Raw genomic sequence first — 26798 nt, 5'->3', positions numbered from 1 at the left:
TACTCTCCAGTGCGTGGGATTGTCACGCGTGGGGCAGAATTGGAGAGGGCGCGACGAGAACCGCTGCTGCCGACTACGGTGTGCAGCAGACTGTGACCGGGCCGCTCGGCGCCGCTTCGCCGGTGGGTGTCCCGCTGCCCGTGGCCGGGCATGCGCCCGGGCTCGTGACGGCCAAACCGGTGCGGAAGACACCCCAATAGTTGTCTTGGTTGCCCGTGTCCTTGAACGTGGCGCACTGCCCGTTCGCCGGCACGGTCGCGAGGAAAGACTGGTTGCAGTTGTTGGACCAGTTGATCTGCACGCCGCAGTTGCCGCCGCTGCAGCCGCAGCTTCCGCCGGTCGAGCCGCCGCACGAACAACCACTGGCCGAACAATCGCGGGTGTCCGCCAGCTTTCCGTCGAAGTACACCGTCTTGTACGTGTACGGCGTACCAGCGGGGCAGGCGTGGTCGCCGGTCTGTGCGATGCACGGTCCCTTGGCTCCGGCGAGCTTCTGTACACACACTTGACTCGCGTCCTTGCACGAGCCCGCGACGTTCTGGAAACAACCCCGCGTGTCGGGTGCCCACGTCGTGGCGGGCAGCGCGGCCTTCACACTCGGTGCACACTGGCCGCTGGTCGTCGTGACGTTCACCTTGCACGAGTTGCTGTTGCCCGGCGCCGGCACCGCCAGCGTCTGGCACGAACTGAAGACAGGAGTGGAGGTCGTGCCAGCTCCGCAGGCGTCGCCTGCGTTGCAGGTAAGGTTTGCCTGACAGAACACGTTGCTCGCCGTGCCGCATCCGCAGCTGCACGCTGCATCGGGCGCTACGAGCCCCGACTTCTGATACAGCGGGGTGGGCGGCTGGAAGCCGTCCGGGCACGTCTTGCCGACGTTTGTGTCCACGTAACCGATACCGCTCCAGCCCGAGGGCGCCGGGGCCGCGCAGGTGTAACCCGCTTGGCACTGGGGATCAGCGCAGTCGGTGAGACCATCACCGTTGTCGTCGACGCCGTTGGTGCACGTCTCCGGGCCGATGCCACCGCCCGTGCCGCCCGTTGCACCACCGCTGCCACCGGTGGTGCCACCCGCGCCGCCTGCGCCAGTACCACCCGCGCCACCTGCGCCAGTACCACCCGCGCCACCTGCGGCAGTGCCGCCCGCGCCACCTGCGGCAGTGCCGCCCGCGCCGCCCGCGCCGATACCGCCCGCGCCTCCTGCGGCCGTTCCGCCGCTGCCGCCCGCCGTCGTTCCGCCGGTGGTCGACGCGCCGCTGCCTCCGCTGCTGCTTCCGGCTGCGCCTCCGCTGCCGAACAGGTCACCGGTGTCTTCCCCGCCGCAGGCAGGAAGCAGAACCCCGCCCATGACCAACACACACAATGTCTGGAGCGCGCGCATCGTGATACCTCGCTTCCAAAGATATCGGCGCGAGCCTTCGCTGTCCAACGCCGCCCCGATTACGCGGCGGTGGCGGCCCGAAGCCATGCTCGAGCCGAGTAGCGCGGAGCGCTCGCGGGATCACTTTGGCAGCCGGAGCACGGTTCCGTCGCCGGAGTCCGTCCAGTAGACGAAGCCGCCGTCCAGGCGGATCTGCGCGATGCTGTTGGCGGTGTGCAGCAGCAACGATTTCCCGCCCGCCGCGGCCACTCTGCGAAGCTCGGTGCCATCGGAGTAATAGACGTGCACGCCGTCCGTGGCCACGTTCCGCACGCCGTAGGTGACGCTGACAAGGAGCGTTTTGGCGCCGCCGGTCTTGGCAACCTTCCACAGCCCCGAGTCGTCACCGTAGTAGAGCGAGGTCTGGTCGACGTCGACGTCATTGGGATACGAAGCCGCGGTGACCACCGCCGCCTGACCGCCGCTGAGTGGTACCCGCAGCACGTTCCCGTCGTAAGAGCTGGCGAAGTAGGCGTTGCCTTGTTCGATGACCAGGCTGAGGCTGGAGGGCGTCGTTGCGGTGCCGAGCACCTGCGTGATGCCGCCCGAGGTTGGTGTCGCACGCAGCGCGTCGTCACCGAGCCAGTAGAGCGTCGCGCCGCTCACTGCGAGCCCGGCGGTGCTGCCCGACCCCGGCACGGTCGCGAGCTTGGTCTTGGCGCCGCCGGTCTGCGCCACCTTCCAGATGGCCTCGTCATAGTCACTGCCCCAGTAGACGTTGGTCGAGTCGACGGCGATGCCCCACGGTGTAGCGGTGCTGGTCGCGATCACCTTCACCCCGCTGCCCGTCTTCGTCGCCGTCATCACCTGGTCGAGCCAGGAGTCGGTCCAGAACACCGCGGTCGCGCTGAGGGCAAGTCCTGTCGGGGCTGCGCTCGAATCGCTGTAGATCACGCTGGCTGCACACTCTCCACTGACACACGCCTGGCCCCCGCAGTCGTGCCCACACGCGCCGCAGTTCTTCGCGTCATTCAGGATGGCGGTCTCGCACCCCGGTGCGGCAGAGCAATCGTCGAAGCCGCTGGCACACTGACTGTCACAGGCGCCCGCGCTGCACAGCCCCTTGGTGTTCGGGCCATTGCCGTTGCACTTCACGCCGCACGCCCCACAGCTGTCCACGCTCGTCAGGGCGGCTTCACAGCCGTTGGCGGCGTTGCCGTCGCAGTCACCCCAGGAGTCCAGACACTGGACGCCGCACGCCCCGGCTTCACACACGGATGACGAGTGCGAGAGCTTGCAGATCTGACCGCACGCCCCACAGTTGAAGGAGTCCTTCGTCGTATCGGACTCGCAGCCGTTGTCGGGGTTGCCATCACAGTCAGCAAGGCCCGCGGCGCATGCCGCGCCGGTTCCACCGCTCGCGCTGCCGGCGGTTGCGCCGGAGCCGGCGCTTGCCCCCGAGCCGCCGGCGTTCGCGGCGCCGCCGGTGTTCGCGGCGCCACCCGTTTGCGGCGCGCCGCCCGTTTGCGTCGCGCCGCCCGCGCTGTCGCCGATTCCGTTCGTGGGGTCGGCACATGCCAAGAGTGCTCCGGCGGCACCTGCCACCAGGACGAGCGCGCGTTTCGAGTTTGAAGCCATGAGATTCCTCCGCGCGCCGGTAGAGCAACCGTCGGGCCAAGTCGCCCGCCCTGGAAAACCGCCGCGATCCACTGGGCGCACGCGCCGCACGCCTGGGCAGACTCCGGCGCGATCGCGCAGGAATCGGTGATCACGACCGCGGTCTTGGGTAGAGTCGCGCGGTGTTTGGAAAGTGGCTGACACGCGCGCTGGCAAAGGACGAAGAAGACGAGGGGACCGATCTCGCCCGGGTGATCCGTGAACATCTGCCGAACGCCGACGCCGAGAGCGTGCGAGTCGTGACCGCGATTGCGGGGCTGCTCGCGGCCGTTGCGTATGCCGATCGGGACTACTCGGAGAGTGAGGAGCGCCTCGTGCGCGACGAGCTGGCGCGCGTTCATGGGATGACGGCGGCCGGGGTCGATGCCATCGCCGACGCGCTGCGGCGCGGTCTGGTCGAGCTCACGACGGTCGAGCTGCCACGTTCGACGCGGACGATGGTCGAGCTGTGTGACGAGGAGCTGCGCCTCGAAGTGCTCGGTGTGCTGGTCGACGTCGCGGCCGCCGATGGGCGCGTCTCGCACGCCGAGACCACGCTGCTGCGTCAGATCACGACCAGCCTTGGCCTCACGCAGGACGACTACAACCGCGCCCAGGCACAGCACCGTGAGAAACTCTCGGTGCTGAAGGCCTGAGGCAACGTGTCCCATTTTGCGCCAGCGCGCGCGCTTCGCTCGCGCGGCTTGCTGGCGTGTCGGCGATAAATGCCGGCCAGAGCCCAGCTCGACGAGCCCCCGTTCCACCCGCGAGCCAGGCCAGGTAGACGCTTAGTCAACATGGCATCCGATCCGAGCCAGGACAGCTTGCGCATGGCGCGATACCTCAAGGGCCTGAGCCTGCTCACACGAGGGATCGGGATCCTGGGCGTGGTCGGTTCGCTCATTGGTCTGCTCGCTGCGTTCTCGCAGCGGAGCTCGAGTGACCGCCTTGGGTTTTCACTGATCTCGCTGTGTGTGCTGCTCATTGCCATCGTGGTCTGGTCGACGGGGACCTTTCACGGATCCATGGCGCACGTCGTGCCCGTGATCGTCCGCATCGATGAACGCCTGGAAGAGGCTCAGGCTGCGGCGGTCGCTGCACGTCGGGCCGCGTCGCTGGTGAAGAGCGCCGCGCCAGCATCTGATGCCGCGATGCCCGTGACTGCGGCCGCGATCCCGGGGCCGCTCGACTGGGGCGTCGCTCAGAGTGGGGGCGGCGTGACCGAAGCCGACCCGGTACCGGCAGCAGCGATGCCGGGGCCGGGCGCCGAGATCGGCGTGGGCACTCCCGAAGCCGCGGTCGATGCCCCGGAGCCCGCTGCCGAGGCTGCGCCCGTCATCGAGGAAGCCAAACCCGAACCCGTGCGTACGCCCTGCCCGCACTGCGGCGGGCTCACTCATCCGGAAGCAACGCGCTGCGTACACTGTCTGAAGCACATTGCGAGATCGTGACCGGCCCCGGTGCGACCCGAGACGCACGCTCGACCATGACGCCGAATCCTCCCTGGGTCCTCGCCTGCGTCGTCTGCGCTTCGGGCCTGACCTACGCGGCCCCCGCGCACGCCGACCGCCAGGCCCAGTGCATCGAGGAGTTCGAGCGAGCGCAGCGCACACGCAAGCGTGGCCGGCTGCTCGATTCGCGTCGCGAGTTTCGCCTGTGCGCCGCCGAGACCTGTCCCGCGATGGTGCGAAAGGACTGCACGGACGCCCTCGCGAGTCTCGGCACCACCATCCCGAGCCTTCGGCCGCGCCTCGAAGACGCAAACGGTAACGAGCTGCGTGGTTTCACCCTGGAGCTGGACGGTGCGCAGATCGCGGTAGGACCGGAGCCCATCGAGGTGGATCCCGGTGAGCACCGGCTGGTGTTTTCACTCCGCGACCGAACGGTGAGCAAACGAATCGAGGTGCGCGCGGGTGAGCTGGCTTTGCCCGTGGTTGAAAGACTCGAAGTACGACCGGCCCAGAGTGAGCGCGCGGACGCTGCTGACCCGAGCGCGATCCCGACTCTGGCTTGGGTGTTCAGCGGAGTCGCCCTGGCTGGCACGGCTGGGTTCGTGGGTTTTGGCCTCGCCGGTCGCAGCACCCAGAGCTGCAAGGGCAGCTGCAGCGACGACGAGATCGACACCCTCCACCGGCAGTACCTGCTCGCCGACGTCAGCCTGGGTGTGGCCGTGGTGAGCGGTGGACTCGCGACCTGGCTCTTCCTTTCCACCCCGGAGAAGAGAGCCGAGCGCGGAAGCGTGCGGCCGTGGCTCGGTGTTGCACCGAGCCCACACGGCGGCGCGGTGTGGGGTGGCGCTCGATTCTGAGCGCCGCCCGCGCACCGGAGCGTTGTCTCGCGCGCTGGTCAGCCGAGCATCAGTCGAACCACTTGCCGCGGTTCTTCTTGCACTCCTTTTGCGCGCTGTCCGGCGTGTACTTCGGCGCCGTGTAGTTGATGAGCATCCCCATCGAACGGCACGTGCCCTGCACTCCCTCGGTGGGGCAGGACTTCACGACCTTCGCCTTCATCATCTTGGCGACCTCCTCCAGCTTCTTCTCGTCGTACTTGCCCTTTTCGGCCTCGGGCGCCGGCAGCACCGCGCACTGGCCTTCGTCCTTCAGGTCCTGCAGGTAACCGACGATCACCTCCCCCTTCTCCAGACCCTCTTGGTCGTCCGGCGCTTCGGCCTCGGCCTTCTCCGGCGCCGCCGATGGGGCTGCGCTCGGTGCTGCGGCTGCAGGTGCACTCGCAGCCGCTGGTGCCTCCGGCTTGGCCGTCGCAGTCGCCGCAGTCGGCGCTGCATCCTTCTTGTCGCAACCCGCCAGCACCAACAAAACCCCCAACGCGATGGCTCTCTTCATTGTATCGACTCCTCGGAACGGACGCGGCACGATAGCCGAGTCCGGGGACCCGAGGGAGCGCCCTCGGGAACGGACGCACGACGCAGCAGGAAGCGCATGGGATTTCACGCCGACGATGGGGTCTCCAAGACGGATGTCTGGGTGAGCGCGGCCGAGGGAGGCGTGCGCGTCGTTGCCCTGTGGGACGCGCACGTCGTCACCAAGAAGCTGGCTGCCGGTGGGGTGTACACCATCGGACGCGCCCCGGAGTGTGAGATCCGAGTCGATCACCAGAGTGTCTCGCGCCGGCACGCACGAGTGCACGTCGGAGAGACCCTCCGCATCGAAGATCTCGGCAGCGCCAACGGCACGATCGTCGGGCGCAGACGCCTGGCCGAGAATTCGACAATCGACTGGCAGCCCGGCGACCTGTTGATCATCGGAGCGTGCACGCTCTTCCTGCAATCGACGGAGCAGTCACGCGATGAGCTGGTGCCAGCCCAGACGCCGACCGTGGCGCTGCCCTGGCCCGCGACCGGAGCCATGGGACGCATCGCCAAGGTGCTCAGCCTGGTCGCGCCCGGTGACATTACCGTGCTCTTGCTGGGTGAGACCGGGGTCGGCAAGGAGCTGGCCGCCGAGACCGTGCATCGTGCGTCGCGGCGGGCCGAGCGGGCCTTCGTGCGGCTGAACTGCGCGGCTCTGCCGGAGAACCTGCTCGAGAGCGAGCTGTTCGGCTACGAGCGTGGCGCGTTCACCGGCGCCGACAAACAGAAACCCGGGCTGCTCGAGGGCGCCGACAAGGGCACCGTCTTTCTGGACGAGATCGGCGAGCTCCCGCTGCCCACGCAGGCCAAGCTGCTGCGCGTGCTCGAGAGTCGAGAGGTGACTCGGCTGGGCTCGGTGACACCCCGCAAGATCGACGTGCGCTTCGTGGCTGCGACCAATCGTGACCTCGGCGAGCAGGTGGCCAAGGGCGGGTTCCGCAAAGATCTGCTGTTCCGCCTGAGCGGCATGCCCGTTTACATCCCGGCGCTGCGCGAGCGGCGCGAAGAAATCTTGCCGCTGGCCCGGCGATTTGCCGCCGAATCCTGCGCTCACCTCGGGCGCCCAGCGAAGGAGCTCACTCCGCGGACGCTCGCCGCGCTGGAGGGCCACAGCTGGCCGGGCAACGTGCGCGAGTTGCGCAACGTGATGGAGCGCGCGGTCCTGTTGTCGGAGAACGCTCCGATCGACGTGGAGCACCTTGCGCTCGACAGCGGCACGGCGCCGTTGGACGCCGCGCCGATGAGCGCAGACCCCACGTCGATCACTCAACCGTCTCCGCTCGAGCCCTCCGGCGATCTCGATCTGCGTCGCGCGATGTCCGACTTCGAAAGAGCGCAGATCGAGCGCGCGCTCGAGGCCGCTGGAGGAAATCAGACCCGCGCCGCCGAGCTGCTCGGCATCTCACGCCGGGCGCTGGTGACGAAGCTGGGCGAGTACGGGCTCACCCACAAAAAGCCGCGCTGACCCTCGCACACGCTCTCAGCGTGCATTGCGGCAGTCATGCCGCGCGCTCATTTTCCGAGATTGCACTCCTTCTTGTAGTGTTTGATGCCGTCGCCATCGACCCAATAGGGTGGCGTGCAGTTTGGCTTCGGGCTCTTCGGCACGCGCGGGACGGGCTTCGAATTGAACACTGGCCTGGGCGTCGGTAGGTCGGCACTCTCCAAGGCTGGCGTGGCGGGCTCCTGGCTGCTCTCCGCCCCTGGCGCGGAGGCGTCACTGACAGCGGGCGCGCGCCCGATTCCAGCACTCGCACTCGCGAGCGGCGTGCCGGTCGTTGCAGGGGCGGAAGTCTCCGGAGCGCCGCTCGCGGTGCCCTGCGTACGTGAGCCACGCAGCGAGGTCACACCGAGCACGATTGCGATGAACACGAGCGCGCCCACTCCCGCGCCCGTCAGCACCGTGCGCCGCGCACCGCCCGCGCCCGGCTGTTCGCTCAGGCCTGCGTGAATCGGTACCGCTGCCTCCACGGCGCGTGCGGCAGCCGGCTCTGACTGAGCCATCGGCATCCGGGTCGTGACCTCGGTGGTTGGCTCGACTCGAAGCTCCGCGACCACCGAGTGTTGGTAGTCGGCGGTCGCGTCGTCCCCCGCGGCCGAGGTGGGCAGAAGACTCGCCGTCACCCCACTCTCACTCTCCTCTCGCTCGAGGCTGGAGAGCGCTCGCCCCCGCTCTCGGATCTCGTCACCGACCGTGTTTTCCACCCACTCACCGACCTCGCGCGAGAGCGCCGGCATCAGCGCTCGCTCGAGCGCGATGGCCATCTCTCGCGCCGTCTGAAAGCGCAACTCGCGGGGCCGAGACAACGCGCGCATCACGACCGCGTCGACCTCCGGCGACAGCGCCGGTATGTGTCGACTGGGTGGCACGAGCGGCGCTTCTAGCACCTGCGACATCACCAAGAACGGATCGGTGTCCTCGAACAGCCGACGACCCGTGAGCGCTTCCCAGAGCACGATGCCCGCGGCAAACACATCCGAACGTCGGTCGAGCGGCTCACTCTTTACCTGCTCCGGCGCCATGTACGCGATCTTGCCCTTGATACGCCCGACCTCGGTCTCTTTGGTGCGTTTTGCAGCCTTCGCGATGCCGAAGTCGACGACGCGAGTGATGCCGTCGACACCTACCAAGATGTTGTGAGGGGAGACGTCGCGGTGAACGATGGCAAGCGGCTCGCCGTCGTCACTCTTCGCATCGTGCGCAGCGTGCAAGCCATAAAGTGTGTGCGTGACCACCGCGCTGGCAATCGGGGGTGGGAGCGCGAGGTTCCGGCGCCGCAGTCGTTTCATCAACCGAGCCAGCGACTCGCCGACCACGTACTCCATCACCAGAAAGAGCTCGCCCTCGGTCGCCACGACGTCCAGGGTCTGCGCCACGTTCGGGTGTTGAATGCGCGCGGCCAGGCGCGCTTCGTCGAGGAACGCAGCGACGAACTCGGGATCTTTGGCGAACTGCGGGTGCAGCCGCTTGATGGCGACGGTGCGAGCGAATCCGACCGGTCCGAGCAGGCGCCCAAGATGGATGGTCGCCATGCCACCGGCAGCGATGGCATCGGCCAGGAGATAGCGCCCGAGCACCCGACGCTCTCGGCGGATCTCACTCACCCGCGCAGCGTACCACGCGCGCTGGGATGGCCCAGCGGTCAGCAGACGGAACCTCGCACCGCCGCGGTTCGGCGCTGTTCACGGCGTGCAGATCGACAGCTGCAACTGGGACGGACTCCCGGCCTTGCTCCAGGCGACGACCCAGCGATCCCCGGCCCAAGTCAGGCTCGGTGTGTCGCCGGCAAGTGCGTCGGTTGCCAGGACGGCGTCGCTGGCCGAGCCGTCGCCGGCGATCTCCGCGAAGTGGATGCTCTGCCCCTCTTGCCAGGCGACCGCGTAGTGACCGGGGCGCACCGCGATCGCCGGCGCGCGCGCGGGCGTCGGTGCGCCGGTTGATACGCGCTGTAGCGACGCGGCGACGACGCTCGAGCCGGCGACGCGAGCGAACCAGACCGCGCTCTTGCCATCGCGGTCGTCCAGCCACGCCACGCCGAAGTCGCTGTCGCCAGCGGCAATCGCGGGGTAGTCCGAGATTCCGGCGCCCGCAGCCACACTCAACTTCGAGACCGGGGCCTCCAGCGTCGATTTCAGCGTGGTGAAGTAGATGTCGGGCTGACCCCCCGCGGAGCCGTCGCAGCCGTGCGGCGCCCACGACCAGGCGAGGGCGTAGCCGCCGTTGGCCGAGCTCAGCGCCGGATTGTTGCGGTCTCCACACTCCGGATCGTTGGCTGAGTCGTCAGTGATGCGTGTGTAGCCGTCCCCGCCTGTCAGACTCGTGCCGCCGCCGTCGACGAGCAACGCGTACAGCCGCCCAGCGCTGTCACCGTAACCGCGCCACACGATGGCGAACTCGGAGCTATTCGGCGCGCCGGCGATGGCAGCCGAGATCGGGCCCTTGCCGCCGGGTAGGAGAGGGTCGGCGCCGTACACGGCGGCGGCCTTGGTCGGAGGATGGGAAGCGAAGCTGAGTGTGGTGTCGAACCAGACGGCGCCCACGCGCGCCGCACCGGCGCTCCATGCAGCGTCGAACTTGGTAGCCTTGGCGGACGACGAGAGTTTGAGCGGTGCATCGGGCGCGCCGGGCAAGAGCGGAGCTCCGCGAGTGAAGACATCGCCTGCTTCCAGCCAGGTGAGCGCGAGGTCACTGCTGGTCGAACGGTAGTCGACGTGCGCAGCATTCGCTGCACCGGGGCTCGCTATCTCTGTCGTTGCAAAGCCCGCAGCGCTCTCACAGGGGTTGCCCGCTCCTCCCACACCGGCGCTGCCCCCGCTGCCTCCCGTGGGAAAACCCCCGCCACCGGCGACCCCGCTCGTCCCTCCTCCGCCGTCCTTGCCACCGGTCGAGCGGTCGCCGCGCAGGTCGTCGTCGCTGGGCACGAGCAGGCTGCAGCCGTGTGCCGCCGCCGCGAGCAAACCGACGACGGTCAGCGTCAAGACCCTCACGCGAGTCAGCGTAGCTTGGTCGATTCGCGATGACACGTTCTCAGGCGATCCGCGGCCGAACGCCCGCGGATCACGGCAGCGCCGCCGCCGTGTACGTCTTGATGAAACTCAGCCGCTCGGCGTTGCTCGCGCCCATCTGATTCGCAGCCCAGCCGTAGCTGATGAAGCCGGGGAAAGCCACGTTTGCGATGGCCTGGCCTCGTGCCTTGATGGCGTTGGTCCAGCCACTGGCGCTGGCGCCGCCGCGACCCCAGTCCACGTCGGATGCGGTGTTGCCGAAGTGCTCGAACAGGAACAAGCGCGACTTGGGCACACCGAGCTTGCCGTAGGCGTCGACGCTGGCTTGATACTGAGCTTGGCACCAGCCCACGGAGTTTCCGTTGGCGTTCACCTTCGCCCCAGACAAGTAGTTCTCGACGCCGATGAACGCGAACTTCTGGAGCGCGGTCCACGACGTCGCATTGGCGCCCGGTTTCGCAAACGGCGCGGCGATGATCACCTTCTTGCCCTTTGCCGACAGCGTCTGGGCAAAGTCCACCACGAACTGACGGTAGCTCGCGCTGCTGGGCCAGAGCCCGGCGGAGATCTCGTTCACCACGAACCAGGTGGGAACGCCGCAAGGAAAATCTGCCTGGGCCTTCGTCAGCGCGGCGTTGGCACGTGCTGCTCCGCCCGCCGCGATGTTCGTGTTGAGCTCGTTCACGTACACACTCTGCTGATTGCCGGCCGCCCAGACCTTCGCTTTGTGTGCGTCCGTTCCCAGCGACAGGATGTGGTGCGACAGTGAGTTCAGCGCGTCGAACTCCGGTGCGCAGAAACACTTGTCGCTGTTCGGATCACACACGCCGCTCGCGCCGCAGTTCAAGGTTGCCAGGTCGAAGCGCAGGTTGATGCCGGTGGGCGCCGCACCGGCAGGGCAGGCCGCCGTGCCGCCGCTCCCGTTCGACGCCGCGCCGCCGCTCCCGTTCGGCGCCGTGCCGCCGCTCCCGTTTGGCGCGCCGCCCGTCGATGGGCCGCTGCCGCCTTGACCCGCTCCCGCTCCCGCGCCTGCGGCGCCGGCTTCACCCCCCACTCCAGCGCCCGCGGCACCGGCCTCGCCCGCCGCGCCGCCCAGCTCGCCGCCCCCCGCGCCCGCCGGACCAAGGCCCCAGGGATCGTCGTTCGGTGCGCCCCCAGCTCCACTGATCGGGTCCACCGCGCCCGGGTCGCCCGCTTCCCCCGTCTCCGTTGCACAGCCCAGGCCGAGCAACCCAGCAAGTAAGAGGTGGGCGGTCGCTGAGCCGAGGCTGCGGGATGCGGTCATGCCCCTTGCCCTCGCAATTCCCTTGCCAGGCCAAAACCCACCGAATTTTCGGCGTCCACAGGCCGGGCGTGAGAACGGGCGCGCTCAATTGCGCGTGTGCGGGATCAGCGCTTCTTCTTGGAGTCCTTCTTGGAGTCCTTCTCTGGCTCGAGCTTCTCCCACTGGCAGTCGCCGTCGGCGTCCTGGGTGGCCGTGCCCTTCAGGTCGATGTTGTTGCCCTTGAGCTTCAGCTTGAAGATCTTGTGCCCGCTGGTCATCGGGACCTCGAACTCGAGCCACTTGTTCTCGACCAGCGGGATGTCGAGCTGGTCGGTCTTGCCATCGAGGGCGTACGATCCTCGATACGTGTACTCGACCGCGACGATCCGATCGTTCTTGATCTTCACGATCAGCTTCTCGTTACTCTTCGTGTCCTGGCCGTCGTAGCCCGACTCGTTGAACGCACACACGCCGGTCTTCGGTTCCGCGGGCTCCGCGTCGTTGCCCGCGTCTTCGGGCGGAGCCATGCCGGGCGGGTAAGCTTCCACGGGGGCAGTCGTCGCGGTCGGCTCGGCGGATGCGGTGGTCTCACCGCTCGGCGCTCCGGCGGACACCGGCTTCTTCTTGTCCTCACAGGCGAAGAGGAGCAGGGCCGCGAGGAGAGCGAAGGTGGACCTTTGCATGGCGGTCGCCATTCTAACCAAATCGGCGGGTCGCTGTTGCCGGCCGAGAGTGCGGTGTCCTGATCTGACGTCGGCGGGCGCCGCCGTCGAATCGCACGGGCGTCGGGGAGAACCGCGCGATTTGCGCGGCGAAACCCACGAGAATTTTGCGCTCGTAGCTGCCCGCGGTGCCCCCCGGTCACGCTCAAAGCTGCTAGGGTCGCGGCCCTGTTTCTTCGGAAAGGTAGAGACCATGAGCAACGCAAAAACGAACCACTCTCGCCTGCTCGCCTGGGTCGACGAGATGAAGGCTTTGTGCGAGGCCGACCAGGTCTACTGGTGTGACGGCAGCCAGGAAGAGTACGACCGTCTGTGCCAGCTCATGGTCGACAGCGGGACCTTCATCAAACTGAACGCGGAGAAACGCCCGAACAGCTTCTTGGCCCGCAGTGATCCGAAGGACGTGGCGCGGGTCGAAGACCGCACGTTCATCTGCTCGACGGCGAAGACCGACGCCGGCCCCACCAACAACTGGATGGCGCCCGCCGAGATGAAAGCGCGGCTGAAGAAGAGCTTCGCCGGCTGCATGCGCGGCCGCACGATGTACGTCGTCCCGTTCAGCATGGGCCCGCTCGGCTCCCCCATCGCTCACATCGGTGTTCAGCTCACCGATAGCCCGTACGTCGCGGTCAATATGCGGATCATGACCCGGATGGGACAGGGCGCTCTGGATGTGCTCGGCGACACGGGCGAGTTCATCCCGTGCATGCACTCGGTGGGCAAACCCCTGGCCAAGGGTGAAAAGGACGTCTCGTGGCCGTGCAACCCCGAGAACATCACGATCGCGCACTTCCCCGAGACCCGCGAGATCTGGTCCTTCGGCTCGGGCTACGGCGGCAACGCTCTGCTCGGCAAGAAGTGCCTCGCCCTGCGCATTGCCAGCGTCATGGCGCGGGACGAAGGCTGGCTCGCCGAGCACATGCTGATCGTCGGCGTGGAGAACCCTGACGGTGAACGCACCTACGTGGGGGCAGCGTTCCCCAGCGCCTGCGGCAAGACCAACTTCGCCATGCTGGTCCCCCCCAAGGGCTTCGAGGGCTGGAAGATCTGGACCGTCGGCGACGACATCGCGTGGATCAAACCGGGCAAGGACGGCGAGCTGCGCGCCATCAACCCGGAGGCCGGTTTCTTCGGCGTGGCACCCGGCACCGGCGCAAAGACCAATCCGAACGCGATTGCCAGCCTGAGCAAGAACTGCATCTTCACCAACGTCGCGCTCACCGACGACGGCGACGTCTGGTGGGAGGGGCTGTCGGACAAGCCCAAACACTGCATCGACTGGCTGGGCCGCGACTGGACACCGGAGTCGAAGACCCCGGCGGCGCACCCCAATTCTCGCTTTACCGCGCCCGTTTCCCAGTGCCCCACCGCCGATCCGAAGTGGGAGGACCCGGCCGGTGTCCCCGTCAGCGCGTTCATCTTCGGCGGACGTACTTCCAAGGACATGCCGCTCGTGTACCAGGCGTTCAACTGGAGCCACGGTGTGTACCTGGCTGCGACGCTGGGCTCCGAGGCCACGGCCGCGGCCGTTGGACAAGCGGCCGTGCGCCGCGACCCGATGGCGATGCTGCCTTTCTGTGGCTACAACATGGCTGACTACTGGGGGCACTGGCTCAACATGGGCCGACGCATTCCGAACCCGCCGCGCATCTTCCGCGTGAACTGGTTCCGGAAGGACGACGACGGGAAGTTCATGTGGCCCGGCTTCGGCGAGAACATGCGCGTGCTCAAGTGGGTCGTCGATCGTGTGCGCGGCCGCGCTTACGCCGTCGAGAGCCCGCTCGGATGGATGCCGCGTCACGAAGACCTGCTGTGGGAAGGCCTCGACTACGATCCGAAGACCTTCTACGAGCTGATGGCGGTGAGCCGCGAGGCTGGCAGGGCCGAGGCGGCCTCGCACGAAGAGCATTTCGACCGCTTCTACGATCGACTGCCCAAGGAGCTGTTGTACGAGCGGGAGCTCCTGCGTTCGCGCCTCTGGCGCAGCCCGAAGACCTGGGAGCTCGGCGCCGAGACCTGAGCCCCTCGACGCGCGGGCAGAGTTCGTTGCATGCTGGTCGATGCTGGGGTTTGTCCCCACCACGACCGGAGTGCAACGCATGACCGCGACGACTCGCGCCCTGAGACTCCTCGGCTTCTTGCCGCTGCTTCTGCCACTGCTCGCCGCCTGCGAGCTGATCAGCCAGGTGGATCGCAGCAAGATCAGCGACGGTGGTGCCGCGGGCGCGGCGGGCGCGGCTTCGGGCGGCGGCGGCACGAGCGGCAGCGCGGGCTCGGGCGGTAGCGGCGGTGTTGCAGGCAGCGGTGGCATCGCCGGCGCAGCAGTCGACTCTGGGCTCGACGGTAGTGACGCGGCAAGCGGCGGCGCTGCGGGCGCCGACGCAGGCGACGGCGGCTGTCAGAGCGCGGGCGAGTGCCCACCCAACGGCAGCGAGTGTGTGATCCCGACCTGCGTCGGTGGCGTCTGCGGAGCGGATAACGTCGCGTCCGGAACACCGACGACAGCCCAGACCGCCGGCGATTGCACCGTGGTGCAGTGCGACGGTTCGGGCGCCACGGTCGACATCGCGGAGCCGACGGACGTGTCCGACGACGGCAACGACTGCACGATCGATGCGTGCAGCGGCATGACACCGACACACGACCCCGTGGCCCAGGGCACGGCTTGTGGCACCGGTGGCACGCTGAAGTGTGATGCGCAGGGCAAGTGTGTCGGGTGCGCTGCGCCCACGGACTGCCCCGGTCAAGACACCGACTGCAAGACGCGGACATGCACCAGCGGCCAATGCGGCTTCAACTTCGCTACGACCGGCACGGTGACCACCGCGCAGACCGCTGGCGACTGCAAAAAGACCGTGTGTGACGGCGCCGGCAATACCAGCGCGACGATCGACGACAATGATCTGCCGGTGGACGGAAAAGAGTGCACGAACGACGTGTGCACCAACGGCGTCCCGAGCAACCCGCCCAAGACCAGCGGCACGGCTTGTTCGGGAAGCGGCATCAAATGTGATGGCGCCGGCGCCTGTGTTCAGTGCCTGGCGGCGAGCGACTGCGGCGCCAATACCGAGTGCAAGACCGTCTCATGCACCAACAACACCTGCGGCGGCGCGAACACCGCCAGCGGTTTCGTGGTTTCGGGACAAACGACCGGAGATTGCAAGCAAAACCAGTGCAACGGCTCCGGTGCCATCGTCGCCGTCAATCTGGATACGGACCTCCCAGTCGATGGCAATTCGTGCACTCTCGACCTGTGCAGCGGTGGGGTCGCATCGAACCCGCCGGCACCGATCAACACTCCGTGCAATCAGGGCGGAGTCAAGTGCAACGGCGCCGGTGCCTGTGTGAACTGCACCAGCGGTGGCGACTGCCCCAGCCTCGTTTGCCAGAACTTCAGCTGTGCGGCAGCCACCTGTGCGGACGGCGTCGTCAACGGCGCGGAGACCGACACCGACTGCGGCGGCGGAACCTGCGGCTCGTGCGCACCCGGCAAGAGTTGCCTGCAACCGAGCGACTGTCAGACCGGGTCCTGCAGCGGGAACGCCTGTGCTCCGCCGGCGGTCGTCAGCACGAATCCGGCGGATGGCGCGGCGGGCGTCTCCGTGTCCACGACCATTGGTATCACCTTCCTCTCCAGCATGAACGCCACGACGCTCACAGCTCAGACCACGGCCGGCGCTTGCACGGGTACCGTGCAGGTCTCGAGCGACGACTTCAGCAACTGCATCGGCTTCAGCTCGGCAGCACCGGTGCTCTCGAACGGCGACACGACCGCGACCTTCACGCCGTCCGGGGCGCTCGCGTCCGGTACACTCTTCAAGGTCCGCGTCACCGCCGCGGCGAAAGACACGTTCGGCAATCCACTGGGGGCCCCCTACACGTCGGCGACCGGATTCTCCACGCCCTGAGCCGTTCGCGGCGGCGTCGCCTCAGAGTGTGCGCTTGGCTTGCGACGGCACGTTCGGGTGCTGAAACAGGATCTTCTTGAGCGTGGCGTGTTTGCGCACGAACGGTTGTTTCAAGAGGTGAACCAGCAGCGCGGGCGGGCAGGCCGGGAAGCGCGCCAAGTTCTGGATGAACAAGACGGAGTTGTACGCGCGGCTGCACAGGATCGACGTCATGCGTGAGTCGAAGGTCTGCCCGATCAAGAAGGTGAGGCAGCGGGCCTCGGTTGCGATCACGAAGTTCGCGCGCTCTTCCGCCGAGGAGCTGGACCACCGCGTGCGCAGCAAACCGCGGGAAGCCACGCGATTCTTCTCCGGGATGTCGCGATCGACGCACACCTTGTACAGCTCGCGCAGGGGCTTCGTGCCGATCACACGGCGAAGCAGGCTGTCGTTGAGCTGCGGGTTTCGGACCAACAGGCGCTGCACCTGAGTGTCCTTGACGAGCTCCGTGCGTTTCACCACGGCCTCGAGCCCGACAGGGTTCTTGTGATGCCGCGCGACCAGCCGCGCATGGTCCAGTCCCGAGAGTGAATTCGCGAGCACTGCGATGATCACCTGCGGATCTGCATCCAGACACAGCGCACACAAGACGGAGCCATCGGCAGTTTGGGCGAGGGCCAGTCGGGCGTCGCGTTCCAGCGGGCGGAGCTCGGTCTCGTAGATCTGCTGGTAGTTCCGCGAAGCTTCCGCGTGCGCAGCCTGCTCCGCGTCGGACTCCACCTCGGCCTCTCTGTCCGACTCTGGCTCGGACTCTGGCTGGTGTAGCTCGGGGTCGGGGTCGGGCTCGCTCCGTTCTCCGGGCGGGGGGCGGCTAGCGGCAACCGTGAGCTCGTCGAGTGCTTGCTCCTCGATCGCGAACGCCAGGCCGAGGACCGGCACCGCATCGCCCGCCACCGCATGCTCAGGAGCGAGCTCGGGCACCGCAGCGTCCGTCACTGCATGCTCGGGACCGAGCGCCGGGAGCTCTTCGTCGTGCACCTCGTACTCGGGACCGAGCACCGGGAGCTCTTCGTCGTGCACCTCGTACTCGGGACCGAGCACCGGGAGCTCTTCGTCGTGCACCTCGTACTCGGGACCGAGCACCGGGAGCTCTTCGTCGTGCACCTCGTACTCGGGACCGAGCACCGGGAGCTCTTCGTCGTGCACTTCGCGCACGGGGGGCTCTTCGTCGTGTACTTCGTGCTCCGGGCCGAGCACCGGCAGGTCCGCTGCGCGAAACGGCTTCGGCTGGGGACCATACGAGACGTCGGGCAGCACGGGCTCAAAGGGCAGCTCGGGTGGGGAGTCGTCTCCCAGGTCGGGAATGGAACCGAGCTCGACGCGAACCGAGCGCACCTCGCCTTGTGTTCCGTCTCCGCCCCTTGGCGGTGGCTCCGACTTCGGACCAGACGCGCTCATGCGAGCAGCAGCTTAGTGTTTTTCGCGTCGCGGCGACATGGAAGTCACGCATGCCGTCTGCTGTGCGCACCCCGGCCGGCTGGGCTCAGCCCGTGCAGCTCTTCTGGTCCACTACCGGCGCGAGGGCCCCACACTTGCCCGCGCTGCAGGTGTAGCTCTGGCACTCGACGGTCTCGATGCAGGCTGCCCCGCCCAGCTTGGCTTTGGTGCAGACGCTGGATTGTTTATTGCAGTAGAAACCGGCGCCGCACTCGAGGTTGTAGGGCTTGAAGCCGTTGCATTTCTGACCTTCGGCGGTCGCGGTCTTGCACACGCCGGGATAGGGCGGAACCGGTGCGAACGTCGCATCGCAGTACAGACCTGGCGCGCAGAAGTCCGCGACACCGTCGCCGATCGCGCAGTTCGCGCTCAGCGGGAGGCGCTTCGCCGAGACGCATTTGCCGGTCGTATCGCTGCAGCTAACGAACACGTTCGGATCGGCCGACGGCGCGCACTGCTCATCTCGATCGCAGCTAGTCCCCTGGGACAACTTGCCCTGGAACGCGAGCCCGCACGTCTTCAGGCCGTCCAACGCGGCCAAGTAGTCGCTGACTCCCAGCGTGCATTTGGACAGGAGCGTCTGATACGTGGTCAGGCAGGCGTCGACCTTGCTCGGGTCGAACGTCATGGTGCCGGCCTTGACCTCGTCGACGTTCTTCTGGCAACCGGCGAGCGCCGTCGCAATACACGCCTTCTCGTCGTACCCAAAGCCACTCTGCTTGCAGCAGTCGGAGCTCCAGCCGCAGCCCTGGGGCTGCGTCTTCTGACACACGTTCTCGAGGGTGTAGCCGCTGCCTCCGCCGACCGCCCCGGCTCCGCCCCCGCCTGCGGCACCGACGCCTGCCACTCCGCCTGCGCCCCCGGTCGCGGTGCCCGCAGCCCCGCCCAGCCCCGCCCCGGCGCTTCCGCCCGCGCCGGCGCCACCCCCGGCGGCGGCGCCTCCACCGGCGCCTCCCGTTGCTTTGAGGCCAGAGTCGCTGCTGCCTCCGCAGGCGACCAGCACGACGGAGCAGAGGGCGAGCACGATTCGGGGCTGTTGGATCCGCATGGCGAGCAGGCGACTAGCACGCTTTGGGCCAGGTGCCCGGACGGCCGATCCTTCGCTGATCCGCCGAGGTCGGCTCGCCGGGTTCACACCCGGGGCGTAACGGTCAGTGCATACCTCGTTCGTGGTATCAACGCTCGGGGCCCGCACATGAACTGGACGGAAGGGTACATCGCCGAGATCGACTACACGGTCGGCTATTTTCCAGAGCTGAACCCGCTGCGCACGCGCTTCGCCCTGACGAGCCGCGGCGTTCAGTCGCGCGACATCAGCCGGCCGACCTACCTCGAGCTCGGTTTTGGTCACGGGGTACCCTTCGCGATTCACGCCGCGGTCTGCCCGGGGGAGTTCTGGGGCACGGACTTCAATCCGGGTCAGGCCGCCGGTGCGCAAGACTTGATCGCTGCTTCCGGAGCCGACGCCAAGGCGTTCGACGTCAGCTTCACCGAGCTCGCCGAGCGAAGTGACCTCCCCGAGTTCGACGTGATCGCACTCCACGGCATCTGGTCTTGGGTCTCACCCGAGAACCGCCGGGTGATCGTCGACATTGCGCGGCGGAAGCTCAAGCCCGGTGGAGTGTTCTACGTCTCGTACAACGTCGCTCCGGGCTGGACACCGCTGGTGCCGGTCCGCGACCTGTTGCAGATCCACGCAGCACGCGCCGGCAACGAGGGCGACGGCATCGTGGCTCGGCTCGACGCGGCCCTCGACTTCGCGGAAAAGCTCGCGGAGTCCGGCTCGCTGTACTTCAAGCAGAATCCCACGGCCATCGAACGGCTGAAGAAGATGCGGGACCGCAACCGCAAGTACGTGGTGCATGAGCTGTCGAACGCGGAGTGGCACCCGATGCCGTTTGCTCAGCTGGTGGAGGAGCTCGGGCCAGGCAAGCTCACGTTCGGCGCAACGGCGACCCTGACCGAGCAGTTCAACGGTCTGCATCTGTCCGCAGAGGGGCAGGCGATCGTCGCCGGAATCGCCGACCTGGTGCTGCGGGAGACCGCGCGAGATTTCTTGGAAAACGCTCAGTTTCGCCGGGACTATTTCCTGCGCGGCCCGCGCAGTCTTCCGTCTCTGGTTCAGACCGAGCGCATGCGAAAGTTTCGCTTCGTGCTCGGCATCGACCCGAAGCGCTTCACCTTCGAGATCAAAGGTTCTCTCGGCACCGCCAAGCTTCAGGAGTCGATCTACGCGCCGGTGCTCGACGCGCTAAACGCCGAAGGTGCGCGCATCAAGACCCTGCACGAGGTGGAGGAGCTGGTTCTTCCTCGCGGCGTGAGCTTGGCGCAAGCCGTTCAGGCGCTGACCTTGATGATTGCCAAGAACGCCGTGCATCTGGCGCAGGACGACGCTGACATCGAGTGGGCGCGACCGCGGGCAGCCGCCCTGAACCTCCACCTCTTGGACCGAGCCCGGACCAACGCCGACATCAATTTCTTGGCGTCCCCCGTGAGTGGCAGTGGTATCCCGGTAGGTCGGCTCGATCAGCTGTTCTTGCTCGCCCGATGCCAGGGCAAGCAGTCCCGCGCCGAGTGGGTCGAGCAGAGCTGGCAGATCCTCTCGTCGCAAGGGCAGCGCGTGCAAAAGGACGGCAAGCGCATCGAACCGGAGGACGAGAACCGCGTCGAGCTCGGGAAAATCGTGGAAGAGTTCGAGGCCGAGCGGCTGCCCGTCTTTCTGCGACTCGGTCTGGTCTGAGCGCCAAGCGTCGCGATCTCCGGCACGAAACCGCGCCCGTTCGTCGATCTCGGCGCTCGCGGCACCCACGCGGCGGCGGCTGCGCCGTGACCGGAAGGTCGCCCGCTGGGACTTTGCTCTTTTGCCAGCGCGCGCGCTGGGCTAGTCCCGCGCCCAAACATGACCTCTCCGACTCGCCCGGACGTGCGCAACATCGCCATCATTGCGCACGTCGATCACGGCAAAACCACGCTCGTCGACGCCATGCTCCGCCAAACCGGAGTCTTTCGGCAGAACGAGGTGGTGGCCGAGCGCATCATGGACTCGAACGACCTCGAGCGAGAGCGCGGCATCACCATCCTGGCGAAACACGCCAGCGTTCGCATCAAGGACGTGCTGATCAACATCATCGACACGCCCGGCCACGCCGACTTCGGTGGAGAGGTCGAGCGCACGCTCAAGATGGCGGACGGCGCCATCTTGCTGGTCGATGCCGCCGAGGGGCCGCTGCCGCAGACCCGCTTCGTGCTGAAGAAGGCGCTGGAGCTCGCGCTCCCGGTGGTGGTCATCATCAACAAGATCGACCGCCAGGACGCCCGACCAGACGAGGTGCTGAACGAGATCTTCGATCTGTTCTGTGAGCTCGAGGCCAGTGACGCTCAGGCGAACTTCCCCACGCTCTACGCCATCGGCAAGCTGGGTATCGCCAAACACGAGCTCGAGGACGAAGGCAAGGATCTGGGCCCGCTGTTCGAGGTGCTCCTGGGCAAGGTCCCCGGACCCACGGGGGATCCCAAGCTCCCGTTGCAGCTCCTGGTGCACAACATCGAGCACGACGACTACGTCGGGCGCCTGGCGATCGGGCGCTTGTGGCAGGGCGCGGTCGAGGTGAATCAGGACGTCGTGCTCTTGCAGGAGACCGGGCAGACGCGCTCGCGCCTCTCGAGCCTGTTCACCTTCGAGGGCACCAAGCGCGTGCGGGCAACGCAGGCTGCAGCCGGCGACATCGTGGCCATCGCGGGCATGGACGAGGTGCAGATCGGTGACACGGTCGCCGATCCAGAGCACCCGAACCCGCTGCCGCGCATCTCGGTCGAGGAGCCCACGATCAAGATGGGGTTCTTGGTCAACGCTTCACCGTTCGCCGGCCGCACCGGGAAATGGGTCACGTCGCGCCATGTGCGCGAGCGCCTGATCAAGGAATCGAAGCGCAACCTGGCGCTGCGCTTCGAGGACACCCCCGAACCCGATACCTTCCTGGTTTATGGCCGTGGTGAGCTGATGTTGGCCATCTTGGCCGAGACCATGCGGCGTGAGGGTTACGAGTTCGCCCTCGGCATGCCCGAGGTGGTGGTGCGCGAGATCGACGGCCAGAAGATGGAACCCGTCGAGCGGGTCGTCGTCGACGTGCCGGAGCAATTCGTGGGCGCGGTGACCACCCGCCTGGGTGAACGCAAGGGCCAGATGGTGAAGATGTCGAACCTCGGGTTCGGACGCGCGCGCATGGAGTACATCGTGCCGTCGCGCGGGCTGATCGGGTTTCGCTCCTCCTTTCTCACCGAGACTCGCGGCATGGGCCTGCTCAACACCTTGTTCGAAGGTTGGGAGCCTTATCGCGGCCCCATGCTTCGGCGCGTGAACGGAGCCATCGTCTCCGACCGTGCGGGCACGGCCACACCCTACGCGCTATTTCATCTGCAGCCGCGCGGCGTGCTCTTCATCGAACCCGGCACCGAGGTCTACGAGGGCATGGTCATCGGCGAGCACAACCGCGCGAACGATCTGGACGTCAACGTCACGCGGGAGAAGAAGCTCACCAACATTCGCGCCGCGGGCCGCGACGAAAACATCATCTTGTCACCGCCTCACATGCCTTCGATCGACACGGCGATGGACTTCATCGATAAAGACGAGCTGATCGAGGTCACGCCGGACGCCGTGCGCGTGCGCAAGCGCATCATGGACATCAACCGCCGCCCGCGGCGCGACGACGAACGCGTGAACTGAAGCTCGGCCCGGCCCGCGGGAGACGTGTCAGCGTTTCGGCCAGGTCGAGCGAAAGTCGTAGCGGCCCGGCGCAAGCACGTCGCTCGGGTCGAGGGTGCGCTTCAGTCGCTCGAGCACCGCTCCGTGGTCGTCTCTCGGGCAGGTAGCGAATCTTGAGCCGGCAGGGCCAGCCGATGCGGGAGGTATCCCAGCGCCACGAGCTCGGCGAGCAGCTCGTCGTGGCACTCGAGTGCCCGTGCGTCCGCACCCACCTGGTCGCGGTCGTAGACGATCATGGGCAAGAGCTGCAGGGTGCGCGGGGTCGAGGACACCAGCGCCAGCAGCGGTTCGAAGCCGCATTCGAGCATGCGCCGCTCCACGAGCTCCGTCGCCGTGACGACGTCGGCGCCCCGCAGGGGCAGCAGCGGACACAGCCAGAGCACACCGACGCGATCCTGATCCGGATCGAGCTCGACCGGCGCGGGCGCGCGTTTGCGATAGTACATGCTGCGCAGGCTCTGTTCGTGGGGCACGCCCTGCAAAAAAGCAAAACCCGGATCCGTGACGGGGAAGAGCTCGTTGCCGCTGGTCGGCTCGCCGCTCTCTGCCTCGACGCTGAGCGCTTCGACGAGGGCCCCGAGCTCGCTCTCGACGTGGCGCACCGCTGCCTCGCCTTGCATCACGCTGGGCGCGTAGATCGACGCCAGGCCCATCCAGCGACTGCCGTCGAAGGCGCGCCGTTTTTCGTCCAGCACCTCCCGTGAGAGCGGGGTCACGCCCTGCATGCGTTGCCACGGATACTGCTCCGATACGGACAACACCCGGTAGTCGTTCCAGATGCCGACCGCGGAGGTGAGCGTGCCGTCGAGGCGCAGCCGACGCAGGCCGTCGACGAGCGGACCGAGTCGAGCGTCGCTCCGGATCGAGAAGCGTATCGCCGCCAGGTAACGCGGCAGCGGGGAGAGCCAGACGGTCCCCCGTGTCACGACCCCGAGGTTCGACTGGGTGAACAGTCCGTCGAGCGCGGGACCGACGCCGAAGCGGTGCAGCGCGGCGGTTCGTGCGCCGGCAAAGCGCTCGAAACCCGTGTGTACTACCTCACCCGTGGACAGCATGACCTCGAGCGCCGCGACCGATGACGCTCGATCGCCGTTCGGGCCGCTGCCATCTCCGCGCTCGAGGGCGTTGGCGAGCACGCTTCCCTCGGGGCTGCCGCCGGTCGTCGAGGCGAAGGTCCGAGAGCCTCGCTCCCGCAGAAAATCGTAGAGCTGTCGGAAGGTCACTCCGGGCTCGACGGTCACCGTCGCCAGCTCCTCATCGAAGGCGATGATCTGGTTCAGTCGACCGAGGTCGAGCAGGACCGCGTCCCGAGGGGGAACTCGCGAACCAAGCCCCCAGTTCTTCCCGCCGCTGACGACGTAGAGGGGCATGGCTCGTGCGCTCGACACCCTCAGTACGCCGCGCACCTCTTCGGCGTTGCCGGGGCGCAGCCAGGCCAGCACGCGCGCCTCGGTCGAGAACGTGGCGGTCGCCAGCCGCGCGAGCAGCTTCGGGTCGGTGACCACGTGCTCGGGGCCAATGACCGCGGAAAACGCGGCGCAAGCCTCGGCGACGCCGCGTTCGTCGTGGGCCATGGCCCGCATGATGTACGGCAGCAGGTCCCGGTCAGCAACGACCAAAAATTGGGCCGATTTGCCAGGACCATGCCACCTCCCGGGTCATGGCTCGCTGCATGCTCGGAAACGTCCGCCTCGGAGTGGGAGTGGTTTTGCTCCTCGGTTTCACCACCGTCGTCGCCTGCTCGAAGAAGCGAAAAGACGATCTGCCCTCCCTCGCCAAGTCTGAAGAGGTCGAGATCCCGAACGTGCCGGCGCCGCCCGAAAACGGGCCGAAGTTGGGCGCCATTGCCGAGGTGACTCCGGTGATGGACCGCCCCGCGACGACCGGCAAGCAGATTGGTTACCTGCACGCCGGCGCCCTGGTCACCCGGGCCGAGAAACCCTTCAGCACCGATGGTTGCCCCGGGGGCTGGTACCCGATCCGCACCAGCGGGTTCGTGTGTGTCGGCGAGACCGCGAGCCTCGATCTGAAACATCCGACGTTGGCGGCGATGGCCCAGGCGCCGAAGGTCGATCAGCCGGCGCCGTTCGTTTACGGCCGCATGAAGAGCGAAGGCCCGTTCTTCGAACGCGACACAGGCAAGGAGAACGCCGTCAAAGAAGTCGGCAAGCTCCGTCGTCGCAGTGTCATCGCCGTCGTAGGCTCGTGGAACGCCATGGATCCCGAGGGCAAGATGCAACGCCTCGCGCTCACGCCGAGCGGCCAGTTCGTCAGGGCGAGTGACCTCGAGCCGATCGCGGGCAGTGACTTCAAGGGCGTGGAGCTCAACGACAAGACGGAGCTGCCCGTGGGCTTTGTGGTCCGACGTGGGGTGAAAGCGTGGCAGGTCGAGAAGGGTGAGGCGGACAAGGTTGCGCCGCTCGAGTACCACCAGATCCTGAACCTGACGGGGAAGTACCGCACGGTGGGGCCGCTCAAGTACTGGAACATGGCGGACGGCACCTACGCCCGGCACCGCGATGTGCTCGTGGTGCGGCGGCGCAACACCTGGCCGGACTTCGCCGAGGGGGATCAAAAATGGATCGACGTCAGCGTCATCACCAACACCATGGTGCTCTACGAGGGCAAAAAGCCGGTGTTCGTGACGCTGATTTCGACGGGTCGTGATCGCCTGGGGGACCCCAAGGCCTCGGCCTCGACTGCCCAGGGAACCTTCAATGTCGTCGGAAAACACATCACGGCCTCGAAGTTCAACCCCAAGGGCATCGAGGAGCTGTTCGAGGTGCACGATGCCCCCTGGGCCGTCGAGCTCTCCAGCGGGCAGATGTTGGTCGGCGCGCTCTGGCACGATCGGTTCGGCATCGAGAACGGGCAGGGGCAGATCCAGCTCTCGCCGAACGATGCCCTCCGAGTCTGGCAGTGGGTCGACCCGACCGTGCCCGACGGCTGGCACGGAGTATCGCAGCCCGGCGAAAAGAAAGTGTTCGTCGTCGTTCGCAAGTAACGCTGCGCGAAGCGGGTGAGGCTCACGACCCGCGGCGGCTGGATCATGGATGATCCGATAGGAGTCGTGGCTGATCCGCTGCGGGATGCCCGGACTCAGATTTGAGGGCGCGGGCAGCCTGGCGGGAGCACAGTTCTACAGCGAGGCGAACATCTACGAGGCCCGCCCCGGCACCATCTGCCTACCGCCCTGTCCCGACCCGAACCCCTGCGGCGACAGCGACTGGCAGGTCTCCAAGCTCGGCCTGGTCACCGACTGGGACACGAACGGCGCGGGATACACCAAGAGCGTGGGTGACCTGCCCCTGAACGACGCCAAGCTATCGGTGAACGAACCGGCCAAGGTGTTCGACCCCCACGCCGCTTACGCTTACACCGCCGATACGGCGTCAACCGCTCTGGCGGCGAAGATCAAGGCTGAAGCCGGCGCGCGCGCTTCGTACTGCAAATGAAGCGCGGGTGACGGTCATCCGCGGAATCCTCGCTGGCATCAGCGCCCCGTGGGCGGCGCGCCTGCATCGGCGTATGCTCGCCTCACCCCATGTTGGCGCCCGTCGCGCTCGGCGAGATCCTGACCTCGTTGCTTGCGGTCTGGCTCTTGACGGCGCTCTACCGTCGGGATCCCGATCCGCCGCTCCGCTACTGGGCAGCGGGTTTTGCGGAGGCAGGCTTCGAGGTCGTTGCTCCTCGGACCTCAGAGGCAGCAATCGGCTCCATCGAGAGCGGCCTCGAGTGCGCCCTCCTGGTGACCGACATCAGGATGCCCAGGCGCTCGGGCCCCGAGGTCGCTGCCGCGCTCAGGGCTCGCAGCCCTCAGGCGCCGATCATCTTCATCTCTGGTCAGGCGGACGAAGTTGAGCGTGGTGAGCTGGGACTCCACGCGCGGACACGCTTCCTGGGCAAGCCCTTCTCGCCCGACGAGCTGTGCGGCTTGGCACGGGAGCTGTTGGTGGACACCCGCGCTCCGAAGCTGCGCCGCGAGGGCTGAGCCTGGTCAACGACCGGGTCGGAGCCTGGGCTCAATCCCGCGTCGTGCCCGGCGGGTCGCTCAAGCGTCGTCGAGGCTGGGTCCGCCGAGGGCTTCGATGGCCGCGCGAAATGCGTTGGCTCTGAGCTCATGCCGCTCGACGAGGGAGGGGCGTCCGAGCTGGTGAGCAGCTTGCTGCATGTTCACGGCGTCCCGCTCGAGGCGATCTGCCTCCCGCGTCAGTGTCTCGAACACCAGCGCCTTCGATCCGTCGTCCAGCTCGTCCCACAGCATGGTCGCGCGAG

General features: G+C 67.2%; 22 protein-coding genes. 11 read left to right on the top strand and 11 right to left on the bottom strand.

Annotated elements, in window-relative coordinates; genetic code table 11:
* Positions 1–73 precede the first annotated feature (73 nt).
* Entirely contained in the window at positions 74–1378 is a 1305-nt protein-coding gene (locus tag IPI67_31845; GenBank protein ID MBK7584769.1) for a hypothetical protein, read from the bottom strand.
* 120 nt (positions 1379–1498) lie between these two features.
* Positions 1499–2995: a hypothetical protein gene (locus IPI67_31840; GenBank protein MBK7584768.1), complete on the bottom strand. Its 1497-nt coding sequence runs from the start codon at positions 2993–2995 to the stop codon at positions 1499–1501.
* A 161-nt stretch (positions 2996–3156) separates the two neighbouring features.
* Here IPI67_31840 and IPI67_31835 point away from each other — a divergent pair, with 161 nt between their 5' ends.
* The 3 genes from IPI67_31835 (at position 3157) to IPI67_31825 (ending at position 5321) form a co-directional block, all read left to right on the top strand.
* Positions 3157–3669 (top strand): TerB family tellurite resistance protein, encoded by a 513-nt coding sequence (locus IPI67_31835; GenBank protein MBK7584767.1) that lies wholly within the window; start codon positions 3157–3159, stop codon positions 3667–3669.
* A 141-nt stretch (positions 3670–3810) separates the two neighbouring features.
* Positions 3811–4464, top strand: a complete 654-nt coding sequence (locus IPI67_31830) for a hypothetical protein (GenBank protein MBK7584766.1) — start codon at positions 3811–3813, stop codon at positions 4462–4464.
* A complete protein-coding gene (locus IPI67_31825; protein MBK7584765.1) occupies positions 4461–5321 on the top strand; it encodes a hypothetical protein in 861 nt (286 codons plus the stop codon). The genes IPI67_31830 and IPI67_31825 overlap by 4 nt, the downstream gene beginning before the upstream one ends.
* A 49-nt stretch (positions 5322–5370) precedes the next feature.
* On the opposite strand, the gene IPI67_31820 is transcribed toward IPI67_31825, so the two are convergent.
* Entirely contained in the window at positions 5371–5856 is a 486-nt protein-coding gene (locus IPI67_31820) for a hypothetical protein (GenBank protein ID MBK7584764.1), read from the bottom strand.
* 96 nt (positions 5857–5952) lie between these two features.
* Between IPI67_31820 and IPI67_31815 the strand changes: the two genes are divergently transcribed.
* Entirely contained in the window at positions 5953–7347 is a 1395-nt protein-coding gene (locus tag IPI67_31815) for a sigma 54-interacting transcriptional regulator (protein ID MBK7584763.1), read from the top strand.
* Positions 7348–7394: 47 nt separating this feature from the next.
* Here IPI67_31815 and IPI67_31810 read toward each other — a convergent pair whose 3' ends face one another.
* The 4 genes from IPI67_31810 to IPI67_31795 form a co-directional block, all read right to left on the bottom strand.
* Positions 7395–8987 carry a protein kinase gene (locus tag IPI67_31810; protein ID MBK7584762.1) on the bottom strand — a complete coding sequence of 531 codons (1593 nt, stop codon included), beginning with the start codon at positions 8985–8987 and terminating at the stop codon, positions 7395–7397.
* A gap of 78 nt (positions 8988–9065) precedes the next feature.
* The gene (locus tag IPI67_31805) at positions 9066–10370 is read right to left on the bottom strand and encodes a hypothetical protein (protein ID MBK7584761.1); all 1305 of its coding nucleotides are present in this window, start codon (positions 10368–10370) and stop codon (positions 9066–9068) included.
* Between the two features lie 70 nt (positions 10371–10440).
* Positions 10441–11673 carry a hypothetical protein gene (locus IPI67_31800; GenBank protein MBK7584760.1) on the bottom strand — a complete coding sequence of 411 codons (1233 nt, stop codon included), beginning with the start codon at positions 11671–11673 and terminating at the stop codon, positions 10441–10443.
* Between the two features lie 104 nt (positions 11674–11777).
* The gene (locus IPI67_31795; protein ID MBK7584759.1) at positions 11778–12335 is read right to left on the bottom strand and encodes a hypothetical protein; all 558 of its coding nucleotides are present in this window, start codon (positions 12333–12335) and stop codon (positions 11778–11780) included.
* 232 nt (positions 12336–12567) lie between these two features.
* On the opposite strand from IPI67_31795, the gene IPI67_31790 reads away from it, so the two are divergent.
* Positions 12568–14394: a phosphoenolpyruvate carboxykinase (GTP) gene (locus IPI67_31790; protein MBK7584758.1), complete on the top strand. Its 1827-nt coding sequence runs from the start codon at positions 12568–12570 to the stop codon at positions 14392–14394.
* Positions 14395–14473: 79 nt separating this feature from the next.
* A complete protein-coding gene (locus IPI67_31785; protein ID MBK7584757.1) occupies positions 14474–16282 on the top strand; it encodes an Ig-like domain-containing protein in 1809 nt (602 codons plus the stop codon).
* A gap of 21 nt (positions 16283–16303) precedes the next feature.
* Here the strand turns inward: IPI67_31785 and IPI67_31780 are convergent, their stop codons facing one another.
* Together IPI67_31780 and IPI67_31775 are read right to left on the bottom strand one after the other, a co-directional pair.
* Entirely contained in the window at positions 16304–17719 is a 1416-nt protein-coding gene (locus IPI67_31780; protein MBK7584756.1) for a hypothetical protein, read from the bottom strand.
* Positions 17720–17804: 85 nt separating this feature from the next.
* Positions 17805–18806 carry a hypothetical protein gene (locus IPI67_31775; GenBank protein MBK7584755.1) on the bottom strand — a complete coding sequence of 334 codons (1002 nt, stop codon included), beginning with the start codon at positions 18804–18806 and terminating at the stop codon, positions 17805–17807.
* 147 nt (positions 18807–18953) lie between these two features.
* Between IPI67_31775 and IPI67_31770 the strand changes: the two genes are divergently transcribed.
* Positions 18954–20498, top strand: a complete 1545-nt coding sequence (locus IPI67_31770) for a class I SAM-dependent methyltransferase (protein MBK7584754.1) — start codon at positions 18954–18956, stop codon at positions 20496–20498.
* A 159-nt stretch (positions 20499–20657) separates the two neighbouring features.
* Entirely contained in the window at positions 20658–22484 is a 1827-nt protein-coding gene (typA, locus tag IPI67_31765) for a translational GTPase TypA (GenBank protein ID MBK7584753.1), read from the top strand.
* A 101-nt stretch (positions 22485–22585) separates the two neighbouring features.
* On the opposite strand, the gene IPI67_31760 is transcribed toward typA, so the two are convergent.
* On the bottom strand, positions 22586–24097 hold the full coding sequence (locus tag IPI67_31760) for an FAD-binding oxidoreductase (GenBank protein ID MBK7584752.1): 1512 nt from the start codon (positions 24095–24097) through the stop codon (positions 22586–22588).
* 98 nt (positions 24098–24195) lie between these two features.
* Here IPI67_31760 and IPI67_31755 point away from each other — a divergent pair, with 98 nt between their 5' ends.
* The 3 genes from IPI67_31755 (at position 24196) to IPI67_31745 (ending at position 26514) form a co-directional block, all read left to right on the top strand.
* On the top strand, positions 24196–25527 hold the full coding sequence (locus tag IPI67_31755; protein ID MBK7584751.1) for a L,D-transpeptidase: 1332 nt from the start codon (positions 24196–24198) through the stop codon (positions 25525–25527).
* A gap of 85 nt (positions 25528–25612) precedes the next feature.
* Entirely contained in the window at positions 25613–25978 is a 366-nt protein-coding gene (locus IPI67_31750; GenBank protein ID MBK7584750.1) for a hypothetical protein, read from the top strand.
* Between the two features lie 89 nt (positions 25979–26067).
* Positions 26068–26514, top strand: coding sequence for a response regulator (locus tag IPI67_31745; protein ID MBK7584749.1), 447 nt, complete (start codon positions 26068–26070; stop codon positions 26512–26514).
* Between the two features lie 60 nt (positions 26515–26574).
* Here IPI67_31745 and IPI67_31740 read toward each other — a convergent pair whose 3' ends face one another.
* Positions 26575–26787, bottom strand: a complete 213-nt coding sequence (locus IPI67_31740) for a hypothetical protein (protein MBK7584748.1) — start codon at positions 26785–26787, stop codon at positions 26575–26577.
* Between the last annotated feature and the right edge of the window lie 11 nt (positions 26788–26798).

Source organism: Myxococcales bacterium (assembly GCA_016706225.1).
Taxonomy (GTDB): domain Bacteria; phylum Myxococcota_A; class Polyangia; order Polyangiales; family Polyangiaceae; genus JADJKB01.
This window is presented reverse-complemented; position numbering and strand designations above follow the sequence as displayed.